At 63.5% G+C, this 11,582-nt stretch carries 12 protein-coding genes; 9 read left to right on the top strand and 3 right to left on the bottom strand.

Annotated elements, in window-relative coordinates; translation table 11 throughout:
* Positions 1-86: 86 nt before the first annotated feature.
* On the bottom strand, positions 87-1,079 hold the full coding sequence (locus A2J03_RS12845; RefSeq protein ID WP_082897804.1) for a FecCD family ABC transporter permease: 993 nt from the start codon (positions 1,077-1,079) through the stop codon (positions 87-89).
* 107 nt (positions 1,080-1,186) lie between these two features.
* The gene (locus A2J03_RS12840) at positions 1,187-2,662 is read right to left on the bottom strand and encodes an iron chelate uptake ABC transporter family permease subunit (protein WP_082897802.1); all 1,476 of its coding nucleotides are present in this window, start codon (positions 2,660-2,662) and stop codon (positions 1,187-1,189) included.
* Between the two features lie 250 nt (positions 2,663-2,912).
* On the opposite strand from A2J03_RS12840, the gene A2J03_RS12835 reads away from it, so the two are divergent.
* The 9 genes from A2J03_RS12835 to A2J03_RS12795 all read left to right on the top strand — a co-directional run bounded on the left by A2J03_RS12835 (position 2,913) and on the right by A2J03_RS12795 (position 10,474).
* Positions 2,913-3,635, top strand: a complete 723-nt coding sequence (locus A2J03_RS12835; RefSeq protein ID WP_231912510.1) for a hypothetical protein — start codon at positions 2,913-2,915, stop codon at positions 3,633-3,635.
* Positions 3,636-3,943: 308 nt separating this feature from the next.
* Entirely contained in the window at positions 3,944-4,345 is a 402-nt protein-coding gene (locus A2J03_RS12830; protein ID WP_068374301.1) for a PaaI family thioesterase, read from the top strand.
* A 4-nt stretch (positions 4,346-4,349) separates the two neighbouring features.
* Complete coding sequence (locus A2J03_RS12825; RefSeq protein ID WP_156520360.1) at positions 4,350-5,621, top strand: DUF6986 family protein; 1,272 nt, start codon at positions 4,350-4,352, stop codon at positions 5,619-5,621.
* A gap of 95 nt (positions 5,622-5,716) precedes the next feature.
* Positions 5,717-6,349: an urease subunit gamma gene (locus tag A2J03_RS12820; protein ID WP_082897803.1), complete on the top strand. Its 633-nt coding sequence runs from the start codon at positions 5,717-5,719 to the stop codon at positions 6,347-6,349.
* On the top strand, positions 6,349-8,070 hold the full coding sequence (locus A2J03_RS12815) for an urease subunit alpha (RefSeq protein WP_068374287.1): 1,722 nt from the start codon (positions 6,349-6,351) through the stop codon (positions 8,068-8,070). The genes A2J03_RS12820 and A2J03_RS12815 overlap by 1 nt, the downstream gene beginning before the upstream one ends.
* A gap of 11 nt (positions 8,071-8,081) precedes the next feature.
* Complete coding sequence (locus tag A2J03_RS12810) at positions 8,082-8,723, top strand: urease accessory protein UreF (protein WP_068374284.1); 642 nt, start codon at positions 8,082-8,084, stop codon at positions 8,721-8,723.
* A gap of 35 nt (positions 8,724-8,758) precedes the next feature.
* Positions 8,759-9,451 (top strand): urease accessory protein UreG, encoded by a 693-nt coding sequence (gene ureG, locus A2J03_RS12805; RefSeq protein WP_068374281.1) that lies wholly within the window; start codon positions 8,759-8,761, stop codon positions 9,449-9,451.
* The gene (locus A2J03_RS12800; protein WP_068374278.1) at positions 9,441-10,103 is read left to right on the top strand and encodes an urease accessory protein UreD; all 663 of its coding nucleotides are present in this window, start codon (positions 9,441-9,443) and stop codon (positions 10,101-10,103) included. Before ureG ends, A2J03_RS12800 begins: the two co-directional genes overlap by 11 nt.
* Positions 10,100-10,474: an ArsR/SmtB family transcription factor gene (locus tag A2J03_RS12795; protein ID WP_068374296.1), complete on the top strand. Its 375-nt coding sequence runs from the start codon at positions 10,100-10,102 to the stop codon at positions 10,472-10,474. The genes A2J03_RS12800 and A2J03_RS12795 overlap by 4 nt, the downstream gene beginning before the upstream one ends.
* 30 nt (positions 10,475-10,504) lie before the next feature.
* Here A2J03_RS12795 and A2J03_RS12790 read toward each other — a convergent pair.
* Positions 10,505-11,582: NAD(P)/FAD-dependent oxidoreductase (locus tag A2J03_RS12790; protein ID WP_068374275.1), on the bottom strand; the 1,078-nt coding region annotated here is incomplete at its 5' end.

Here is an 11,582-nt window from a genome sequence, read left to right as displayed (position 1 = left end):
GTCGCCGTAGCCCAAGGTCAGGTCTTCGGCGACGAGACGCGACGACTCTGTCCGTGATCCTTCTGCTCGCAGTTCTTTTGTCACTGTCATGCGGAGACCTTTCGATTGCTACGGACGAGCAGATAGAGAAGGAACGGTCCACCCAGGGCCGAGGTCACGATTCCCACCGGTAATTCGACAGGGAGAATGGTCCGGGCAATGAGGTCGCTGCCGACGACGAGCAGCCCACCCATGAGGGCGGATGCGATGATCGGTGGTCCAGGAGTTCGCAGAAGGCGCAGCGCGATCTGCGGAGCTGCGAGCGCGACGAAACCGATCGGGCCTGCGGCAGCGGTGGCGATTGCGGCCAGGGCGACCGCCGCGAGCAGCAGCGATGCCTGTCTGTACTGCAGTCGTACACCGAGCGAGCGGGCGTTGTCGTCACCGAGCCTCAGCGCACCGAGCGTGAATGTGGAGACGATAGCGACCCCGCCGACCAATACGAGGGCTACGAGAACCGGCCATACGGTACTCCAGTCGGCGCCATTGAGAGAACCGGTCAGCCACAGCTGGGCTCGGGACACATCGTTGATGTCGGCACTGATCAGCAGCCAACCGATCACGGCCGTGAGCATGGCGTTGACTGCGATTCCGACGAGGATCAGTCGGAACCCTTCGACACCGCGCTTCCACGCAAGCGCATAGATCAGCACTGCGGTGATGATGCCGCCGAGCAGAGCCGCGAGAGGGAGGCCGAGGGTGGCGAGGATCCCGGCAAGCGACCCACCACCGAGCACGATCATCGCGACGGCTGCAGCGCTGGCGCCCGCAGTGATGCCGAGGATATCCGGGCTGGCCAGCGAGTTTCGAGAGATGGACTGTGTCACCGCGCCGGAGATGCCGAGCGCCATCCCGACGAGCAGACCTGTGAGAGATCGGGGAAGCCTCAGGTCCATCACGATGAATCGCTCGATCCGTGAACCGCCTCCGAACAGCACTTCGGTCACCTCGCCGACCGACATTGGGAAATCACCGCGCCCGATGTTGATGCAGACGACCAGGAACAGTGCGATCAACGTAGCTATGTTGATCAACACCATGAACGGCCGTCTGACCAATGAGACCGGACCGACCCGAAATGCAGGCCTCGACGGAACTCCATGGTGGCGGTCACCCAGGTTCGACGCGGGCGAATCCAGATTCGCGGTCACAGGCTAGCCAACTTTCGACGGCGCACGAGAGCGATGAAGAACGGAGCGCCGAACAGCGCGAGGACAATCCCGACCTGCAGCTCGCCTGGACGCACGACAACGCGTCCGATCACATCCGCGATCATCAGCATGACCCCGCCCATGAGCCCGGCGTAGGGCACGAGCCACCGATAGTCGGGACCGGTGACCACCCGGGCGACGTGAGGTACGACGAGACCGATGAACGCGATCGGACCGCAGGCTGCGGTAGCCGCACCGGTCAGCAGGGTGATCGCGACGATGCCGATCGTCCGTGTGAGCGCAATGTTCGTCCCGAGCGACCGGGCTACGTCCTCACCCAGGCTCATGACGTTCAGGCCCGGAGTGCTTGCCAACGCAATGAGAACGCCGACTATCAGAAATGGGAGCACCTGCCACAGGACGTCGAGTCCCCGACCTGCCACCGAGCCCACCGACCAGAAGCGGTAACCGTCGAGACTCGTCTGGTCGAGCAAGACGATCGCGTTGGTCATCGCGGCGAGAAAGAACGCGACACCCGCGCCGGCGAGAGCCAGGTTCAATGGGCTCGCCTTGCCGTTGCCGATCGACGAAAGCCCGAACACCACAACGCTCGCCAAGGCCGATCCGACAAAGGCGAACCACAAATACTGACTGGGGGAATCGAAGCGGAACAGATAGATCGAGAGGACCACCAAAAACGCAGCGCCTGCGTTGAGACCGAGGAGACCGGCGTCGGCGAGGGGGTTTCGGGTATGACCCTGGATGAGTGCGCCTGCGATTCCGAGAGCGATACCCACCACGAGAGCGAGCAACGTCCGCGGGATCCGCAGCGTGCGAACGATGATGTCGGTGTCCGTGCCGGTCGGGGTCAGAAGTGCGTGGCCGATTTCGTCGAAAGTGAGCGGCCTCGCTCCGATTGCGATGCTTGCCAGAATGGCGGCGGCCAGGGCAACCGCAAGGATCACGAGTCCGAGAATGCGGCGCTTCCGAATACCTGCCACTGAATTGTCGTGTGGGACAGGTTCGAACAACTCGTGACGTGCGGTCTTCTCGCGGACCACCTCGGTCGAACTCCGTCCGATACCGAACTGCCGAAGCATCGAACGGCGAACACCGATCGCGTCACCGCTGACGGCATCTCGAACGATGAGATCGGTCCATCGCTTGCCGGTGCTCTGGCCGTCCCTGCCTTCGCGGAAGCCCTGATTCCACACAAAGAGCCCCAGCGCAACAGCCAGGGCAATGGCGCCGAAGACGAACCTGTCCGCTTCGCCGCCGCCGTTGTCGTCGCGGAGCGAATCGACGATCGACCATCCGATGCCGAGAGGGAGCGCGATGATGCCGAGATCGACGATCGTGGCCGCGATTCGCGATGGCCACGGAGCAACACCAGTGGGTATCTCTTCCTTGGCGAAATCCTCGTCGGGGGTCGGGAAAGAACCTCCCGAACCGAGCAATGGTGCCGTCGTCACTGTGTCCGTGACTCCTCACTGTGGTCAATGCGTCAAGTATTAGGTTACGGAACCCTTGTTCATTCTGCGCGTCCAGGTAAGGCAAGCCAAGCCGAATCGGTGACACAGAAAGACAACCCTCGATCTGCCACTACCTCAACAGAGTGGTTAGGCTAACCTATGTTGAACGACTCCGGTGGGGTCGTCTCGTCGACGAAGGGGAGTGTTCGAAGTGTCGCTTGCAACTACGACGTCCGATGCCTGGGCCGATGTGCATCGTTCGTACGGAAGCGGTCGAGATGGAAGTCCGCTGGCGCAATCGTGCGCTCGCCTGCGCTCGCTCAACCCCGACTACCCGCGGATGTACGCGGTCGCGACGATGGCCAATGAGGGTAAACGCCGCTGGTGGCAGCTTGCCGCGGGCTTGGAGGATGGTCGGATCGACCAGATGATCACTCGGTCGCTCGAGGATCTCAAGGTTCCCGAGGCTGCTGCAATTCAGGTCGCCACCGCTCTGATTCACGCCGTCGTAGGACGGGTGGCCGCACTTCTCGTACTGGAAGCGCGCGCGTGGGACCCCGGCGTCGACAATCTGTGGATACACATGGACAGCGACGGCGGAATCGATTGGGCGGGAGTCTCGTCGCCGCTTCTGCGGGTAGTCGACGGGGATTCGCTCGACTCGGCGCTGGGCACAGTGTCGCTGCCGTGCGAGGAAGCCCTGCTGGTGTGGACCGCGCATCGCTGCATCACGTCGCTCGAGGCGATTCTGCGTTCCATCTCCGATCGAGCTCCATTGGACGGCCGCACGTTCTGGAGCCTCGTCGGCGATTCGGTTCTGGGCGCATCGACGTACATCCCGGTTCTTGCGGCCACGCAGGGCTCCGACAGTGCTCGACGGGGTCAGGCTCTGCTCGACGCATTCGTTGCAGCGGGTGCGCCAGTGCGGTCTCGCCCGCTGAATTTCGGTCGACTCCGGCTACGAGCGTCGTAGATCTTGCGTCGTGAGGTTAGGCTGCCCTATGCTCGTGCGGTGTCAACGGACCAGCGGACCGTGACGGAGTCCTGAGGGCTGCAGAGACTCCCGGTCCTTGCCGCGGCGGGCCTCACATTCGAAAGAATGTGAGGCCCGCCGATTTTTGTGAGCGGGTTCTCGTGTAGTTCTGATCTTCAGTACGTGCTGTAATCCGAACAGGTAGATCCAGGAGAACGATGAGCGAGACCGAGGGACAAGAAACACAGCCGGCGAGCGCCGAGACCGGGTCGAAGGTCCCACAACTTCCACATGCGGACCCCGCGGCCATGACGGAACTCTGCGCTCGAGGTTTCGACGGCGCGGTCGGTCTCGAATACACCGAGATTTCCGCCGACGTGGTCCGAGCAACATGGGAAGTGACTCCTAGCCTGCATCAGCCTGCGGGAATCATGCACGGTGGCGTCCTGTGCTCGGTCGTCGAGTCATTGGCCAGTATCGGTGCGAGCATCTGGTTGGGCGAGCGAGGCCACGTCGTCGGCGTGAACAACAACACGGACTTCCTCCGAGCGTCGAGGCGCGGCCGCCTGGTCGCCGAGGCTCGTCCGATCCACCGAGGTCGGACGCAGCAGCTGTGGCAGGTCGACATCACGAACGACGAAGGAAAGCAGGTGGCACAGGGGAAGGTTCGGCTCGCGAACATCGTCGACACGGGATCTCTGGGACACTAGCGGCGTGAGTAGCGCATCTTTCTCGGAATCCGTTCCTGTGAGTACCCGGTTGGACGATCGCGCCCGCAAACGAATCGAGGCGATTCTCGGGCCGGTCGACGCCGCACTCGCGAGGGACTTCCCCGGCGATCGAATCGGTGGGCAACCGATCCACACCGTCTACGTTCCGGCATCGGCTGCGACGGTGAACATTCCGTCCGAATGGGGGCGCCAAGCACAGTCGCTCGTCGATTCGAACTCGGACGTGTTCTCGTCGCTCGACTCCTCGGGTGTGCTGCCGACGGTTCAGCGCATACTCGAGCAGACTCCGATTCAGGATCTCCGCATCGACTTCGAAGACGGGTACGGGTGGCGGGCGGACTCCGTGGAAGACGACGACGCTCGCCGCGCAGGACGAGTGTTGGCTGAACTTGCGTCGAACCCGAACGGTCCGCGTTGGCTGGGGATCAGATCCAAAGGGCTTGCGCCGCACGAACGTGCTCGCGGTTTCCGAACTCTCGAACTGGTTCTGGACTCGGCCGGTGGCGTGCCGGACGGCTTCGTGTTCACCGTGCCGAAGCTGCGGGCTACCGAGCAGGTCGGCGCCGTGGTGGCATTGTGCGAGGAACTCGAACGCGCCCACGGACTGCCCGAACGGTCGCTGAAGTTCGAGCTCCAGATCGAGAGTCCACAGGCGATCGTAGGAAGCGACGGCACCGCGACATTGGCCCGTGCGCTGCACTCGGCCGACAGTAGGTGCACCTCTCTGCACTATGGAACCTACGACTACAGCGCGGCATGCGGAATCACCTCCGCGCAACAATCCCTCGCCCATCCGGTCGCCGATCATGCGAAGAACGTCATGTTGGCGGCTGCTGCGCAAACCGGAGTGTGGGTGTGCGACGGTTCGACCCAGGTGGTACCGACCGGTTCTCCGATCGAGGTAGAGCGCGCGATCCGACGACACTTCGAATTGGTGACACGCTCTCTCGAACGTGGGTTCTATCAAGGTTGGGACATGCATCCCGCGCACCTCGCCACACGGTGGACCGCGACGTTGGCGTTCTTTCGATCCGCAATGCCTGCTGCGGCGGCGCGGGTAGCAGCATATCTGGACAGTGCGTCCGGCGGCATGATGGACGAACCTGCGACCGCACAGGCTCTGGCCGCAGTCCTTGTTCGCGGACTGGACTGTGGCGCCGTGGACGAGGGCGACCTTCACGCGGTCTCGAGTTCGATCACGCGGGAAGTACTGCAGGGCCTTCTGACTCGGACAGTCGGCGGTCCGTCGGTGTAGCCACCGTTCTTCTCCGCTGCTCGTGCGCCGAAACCGTGCCAGTATTACCGTTGGCGTCCGAAACGGGTACGAGTGAAGAACAGATGGAGAACCGAATGCGGCTGACTCCGCACGAGCAGGACCGACTGCTCCTCAGTTACGCAGCCGAATTGGCGCGGAAACGGCGGTCGCGTGGGTTGCTGCTCAATCATCCCGAGGCTGTTGCGCTGATAACCGACCACCTCCTCGAAGGTGCGCGAGACGGACGATCGGTTGCCGAGCTCATGTCCACGGGGCGAGAGGTTCTGACAGCCGACGACGTGATGAGCGGGGTCCCCGAACTGCTGCCGGAAGTACAGGTCGAAGCGACCTTCCCGGACGGCACCAAGCTCATCACCGTGCACGAACCGATTTCGCCGAAGCGGGGTGACCACCATCTGGTTCCGGGTGAGGTCATCACAGTCGAGGGCACGATCGAGATCAACGAAGGCGCAGACAGCGTCAGCGTCGAGGTCGTCAACACCGGTGACCGACCGGTACAAGTCGGAAGTCATGTGCACTTCCCACAAGCCAACGACGCGCTCTCCTACGACCGGTCCCTCGCACACGGGCGCCGTCTGGACATTCCTGCTGGAACGGCGGTCAGGTTCGAACCCGGCATCACGATGACGGTCCGCCTGGTTCCGCTCGGCGGCACCCGAGAAGTCCACGGCTTGAGCCTCACCCCTCCTGGAAAGCTGGATGCCTGATGGCGAACTTGAGCCGATCTCGCTACGCACAGTTGTTCGGTCCGACCACCGGCGATCGAATTCGTCTGGCAGACACCGATCTTCTCATCGAGGTCACCGAGGACAGAAGCGGTGGACCAGGCCTGGCGGGTGAAGAAGCCGTCTTCGGCGGCGGCAAAGTCATTCGTGAGTCGATGGGACAGTCGCGCGCGACCCGGGCCGACGGCGCACCCGACACCGTCATCACCGGAGTCGTCGTCGTCGACTACTGGGGCATCATCAAGGCAGACATCGGCATTCGCGACGGTCGGATCGTTGCACTCGGCAAGGCCGGCAACCCCGACACCATGACCGGAGTCCACCCCGATCTGGTGATCGGACCGTCCACCGAGCTCATCGCGGGCAACGGGAAGATTCTCACTGCAGGCGGCATCGACTGCCACGTCCACCTCATCTGTCCACAGATCATGGAAGAAGCTCTCGGGGGCGGAATTACGACGATCATCGGCGGCGGAACCGGGCCGGCCGAGGGCAGCAAAGCCACTACCGTGACGCCGGGAGCGTGGCACCTCGCGCGCATGTTCGAAGCGCTGGACGACTGGCCGATGAACATCGTTCTTCTCGGCAAGGGCAACACCGTCAGCAGCGACTCGATGTGGGAGCAATTACGCGGCGGTGCATCGGGTTTCAAGCTGCACGAGGATTGGGGTTCGACCCCTGCGGCGATCGATGCCTGCCTCCGGGTGTGCGAGGACGCAGGTGTTCAGGCCGCGCTGCATTCGGACACTCTCAACGAGGCAGGGTTCGTCGAAAGCACCCTCGGGGCCATCGCCGGCCGAGGGATCCATGCGTACCACACCGAGGGGGCAGGCGGCGGGCACGCGCCGGACATCATCACAGTTGCGTCGTACGGGAACATACTGCCGAGCTCGACCAACCCGACCAGGCCACACACGGTCAACACTCTCGATGAACATTTGGACATGCTGATGGTGTGCCACCATCTCAGCCCGTCGATTCCGGAGGACCTCGCCTTCGCCGAGAGCCGCATCCGCCCGTCGACCATCGCGGCCGAGGATCTTCTCCACGACATGGGAGCGATCTCGATGATCGGCAGCGACGCTCAGGCGATGGGCAGGATCGGCGAAGTCGTCCTCCGAACATGGCAGACCGCGCACGTGATGAAGAAGCGGCGCGGATTGCTGGCTGGGGATGTACATGCCGACAACAACCGGGTCAGGCGCTACATCGCCAAGTACACGATCTGCCCCGCTGTGGCCCACGGTGTGGACCACGAGATCGGCTCGGTGGAGCCTGGCAAGCTTGCCGACCTGGTGCTGTGGGACCCGGCTTTCTTCGGCGTGCGGCCGCACGCGGTCATCAAGGGCGGCATGATCGCGTGGGCACAGATGGGTGACGCCAACGCATCGATACCGACCCCTCAGCCGGAGCTGCCGAGACCGATGTTCGGCGCCTCCGCCAAAGCTGCAGCCGCGACGTCCGTGCACTTCGTCGCTCCACAGGCGATCGAGGATGGACTGGCCGGCCGGTTGAACTGTGATCGACGTCTGGTCGACGTCGGGAACGTGCGATCCGTCGGCAAGGCCGAGATGCCGCTGAACGACGCGCAGCCTCGGATCGAGGTCGATCCGGACTCCTTCACCGTCAAGATCGATGGTGAAGTCTGGGCGGAGCAACCGGCAACCGAGCTACCCATGGCACAGAGGTACTTTCTCTTTTGAGCGCCGTCGTAATGCGGGTATCGACCCTCCTGTCGTTGGCCGACTCCCGGTTGCCGACCGGCGGGCACGTTCACTCCGGAGGCGTCGAGGAAGCGATCGAGCAGGGTCTCGTTCGCGACATCCCGACGGTGGAAGCGTTCTTGATTCGTCGCGTCCGTACAACTGGCGCAGTTGCGGCATCGATTGCGGCAGCAGTATGCGAGTCGATGATCGGAACTGACGTCGCCGACGCGGAGTGCGACGCACGAACGCCGTCACCTGCTGCCCGTGCGGCATCCAGAGCGCAGGGGAGGGGCCTACTTCGCCTCGCGCGCGCGAGTTGGCCGGACTTCGATTGGACGCGAATTGCCGCTAGACCGCATCTGGCCGTCGTCGCCGGGATCGTCGGACGAGTCGCCGGTCTGTCCGGTCAGGACTTGGCGTCGGTTCAGATCTACATGGCGATGACGGGATCCGCCATCGCCGCGCAGAGACTCCTCGCGCTCGATCCGTCGGATGTCGCCGCGTGCACCCTGCGCTTGGCCCACACCTGTGACGAGGTCGCCGATTCGGTCTGCGAGGGCCTGCCGAATCTGATGGACCTGTCGGACCCATTGCTCGACGTCCTGGCCGAGTCCCACGCACAGCGCGACCGCCCCCTGTTCGTATCCTGACATCAACGCACAATCGATCTCGAAAGGCGATACCTATGCCTCCGCATCTCATCGATGGAGAGCCGCACGACCACAGTCTCGACCGGCCCAAGCGCAATCGAATCGCAGGCGAGGCGCTCCGTGTCGGCATCGGCGGGCCGGTGGGTTCGGGTAAGACCGCATTGGTGGCGGCGCTGTGCCGCGAACTGCGAGAAGAGCTTTCACTCGGCGTCCTGACGAACGACATCTACACGACCGAGGATGCCGATTTCCTGCGCAGGCATGCAGTGCTACCCGACGAGCGCATCACGGCGGTCCAGACGGGTGGGTGCCCCCACACCGCGATCCGTGACGACATCACCGCCAACCTCGACGCGATCGACGACCTCGTCGACGGCAATCCACCACTGGACTTGATTCTGGTGGAATCCGGCGGCGACAACCTGACGGCAACATTCTCCTCAGGCCTCATCGACGTGCAGATCTTCGTCGTCGACGTCGCTGGCGGAGACAAAGTCCCGAGGAAAGGCGGTCCGGGTGTGACGTTCTCGGATCTTCTGGTTATCAACAAGACCGATCTTGCACCGTACGTCGGGGCGGATCTCACCGTGATGGAGAACGATGCGCGCAAGGTACGCGACGGACGTCCGACTGCGCTGATCTCGTTGACCGAAGACCCGGCCGCCACTGAAGTACTCGAATGGGTTCGTACTCAATTGAAGGAGACGGCCGCGGCCGATGCGCACTGAGCTCACCATCGTGGCGAGTGCGGACCGGAGTCCGCGCATCACCTCCTCGGGTGGGCTCTCGGGCCGACTCACCGGACCGGACACGGTCCATATGATCGGAACTGCCGCAACCCCGTTAGGCGGCGATACCATGATCATCGACGTCGTGGTGGGTGCAGGTGCTCGTTTGTGCGTGCGCAGCGTAGCGGCGACTCTCGCACTACCAAGCGCAGTTCGTCGGGATTCGAGCTCGCAGTGGACTTTTCACGTCGAGGACGGTGGGTCGTTGATATTCGATCCGCAGCCGATGATCGTCGCCTCGGACGCGATCCATCACTCGGTGACAACGCTCGAGTTCGCGGCTTCCGCGACCATCGCGTTCTCCGAGCGTGTTCAGATCGGCCGCGCAGGGGAGGACGCGGGCAGGTGGTGCGGCACCACCAACGCCGATATCGAGGGTCGGCCCCACCTGCGTCACCGCGTGGAGCTCGGGACGGGCTCGGTCGGCCACGACGTGTTGTCCGCCCCCATGGCGCTGTCGAGCACGCTGACGTATCCGGACGAGAGGGAACCGGCGACGGGTCGCGCGTCGGTCCGAATGCCACTCGCTCTGGGCGGAAGTCTGTCCACGTCGACCGGTGCTCGGCTCGACGCGTTAGCGTGGCAGTCATGACGAAGCCGAACACCGATGGTGTGCCCGTGGAGGCGTTCGATCCCGAGCATGTGGCGCAGGCTCGTGCTGCCCTCGATGCGGTGGACGCTCTCGGTGACTGGGTCCAGCGGTTCGACCTGCTCGGCGACCTGACCAGACTTCGCATTCTGTTGTGCATGCATCGAGCACCCGGCATCTGTGTCACGGATCTGTCGTCGGCGCTCGGCATGACTGCGACCTCGGTGTCACACGCGCTGCGACTATTGCGGAACGAGGGATGGGTCGCAGTCCAGCGCGATGGAAAGAAGATGACCTACCGACTCGACGACGAGATCGTTCACCGCATGCTGCACGAACTCGGCGCCACCCATGCACATCACGTGCACGAATGACGCCGAGTAGTCGATCGTTTTCTTAGCGTTTCAGCCTGCTGCTTTTGCTCGCTGATCGTCGTCGTCGGTGCGGGTCACACCACGCGCTTCCAGCGAGTTGAGTTGCTCGATGGCAAGCCTCGCGAACACCTGCTGCTCGGTCGACGCCATCTGTGCGCGTCCGCGTCCGAGGAACGTCACGAACCACGAGATGACGGTGGTGATGCGGCTGCGGTATCCGACCAGGTAGTACAGGTGCAGCGCGAGCCACATCAACCATGCGAAGAATCCGCTGAACTCGAGTTTGCCGACCTTCGCGACCGCGTTGAAACGCGACACGGTGGCCATGGAACCCTTGTCGAAATACTTGAACGGCTGCCGCTGTGCCGGGTCTTCGCCTTTCAGCGTGGCTTTGATCTGCTTGGCCGCATACGTTGCGCCCTGGATCGCGCCCTGCGCCATTCCCGGTACATCCTTGACCAACATGAGGTCGCCGACGACGAAGACATTGGGGTGACCCTTGACGGTCAGGTCTGGCTCGACGATGACACGACCGGCCCGGTCGGTCTCGGTCCCGGACTGATCGGCGAGTTGCTTGCCCAGCGGACTTCCCTGGACACCGGCAGACCACACCTTGCACTGCGCCTCGATGCGGCGGGTGGTGCCGTCCTTTTCCTTGACGGTAAGGCCGTCGTTGTCCACATCGGTGACCATTGCGTTGAGCTGGATCTCGACGCCCAGCTTCTCGAGGCGGGCTGCAGCCTTCTTTCCGAGCTTTTCACCCATCGGGGGGAGTACGGCCGGTGCTGCGTCGAGGAGGATCACGCGCGCATCGCGAGGATCGATGTTGCGAAACGCTCCGTCCAGTGTTCGGTCGGCGAGCTCGGCGATCTGACCTGCGAGCTCCACTCCGGTCGGGCCGGCCCCGACGACCACGAACGTCATCAGGCGGTCGCGCTCTTCCTGGTCATCGGACAGTTCCGCCTGTTCGAACGCGCCGAGAATGCGGCCGCGAAGCTCGAGGGCGTCGTCGATCGTCTTCATGCCCGGCGCGAACTCGGCGAAGTGGTCGTTGCCGAAATACGACTGTTGGGCCCCTGCTGCGACGATGAGGCTGTCGAACGGTGTG

The sequence above is a fragment of the Rhodococcus sp. EPR-157 genome (genome assembly GCF_001647195.1).
Classification (GTDB): domain Bacteria; phylum Actinomycetota; class Actinomycetes; order Mycobacteriales; family Mycobacteriaceae; genus Rhodococcoides.
This window is presented reverse-complemented; position numbering and strand designations above follow the sequence as displayed.

Bases quoted from the DNA above. Each gene is read 5' to 3' on its own strand.
- A2J03_RS12795 (WP_068374296.1), top strand. From the start codon at position 10,100: ATGACGAAGCCGAACACCGATGGTGTGCCCGTGGAGGCGTTCGATCCC.
- A2J03_RS12800 (WP_068374278.1), top strand. From the start codon at position 9,441: ATGCGCACTGAGCTCACCATCGTGGCGAGTGCGGACCGGAGTCCGCGC.
- A2J03_RS12845 (WP_082897804.1), bottom strand. From the start codon at position 1,079: ATGGTGTTGATCAACATAGCTACGTTGATCGCACTGTTCCTGGTCGTC.
- A2J03_RS12815 (WP_068374287.1), top strand. From the start codon at position 6,349: ATGGCGAACTTGAGCCGATCTCGCTACGCACAGTTGTTCGGTCCGACC.
- ureG (WP_068374281.1), top strand. From the start codon at position 8,759: ATGCCTCCGCATCTCATCGATGGAGAGCCGCACGACCACAGTCTCGAC.
- A2J03_RS12810 (WP_068374284.1), top strand. From the start codon at position 8,082: ATGCGGGTATCGACCCTCCTGTCGTTGGCCGACTCCCGGTTGCCGACC.
- A2J03_RS12820 (WP_082897803.1), top strand. From the start codon at position 5,717: ATGCGGCTGACTCCGCACGAGCAGGACCGACTGCTCCTCAGTTACGCA.
- A2J03_RS12830 (WP_068374301.1), top strand. From the start codon at position 3,944: ATGACGGAACTCTGCGCTCGAGGTTTCGACGGCGCGGTCGGTCTCGAA.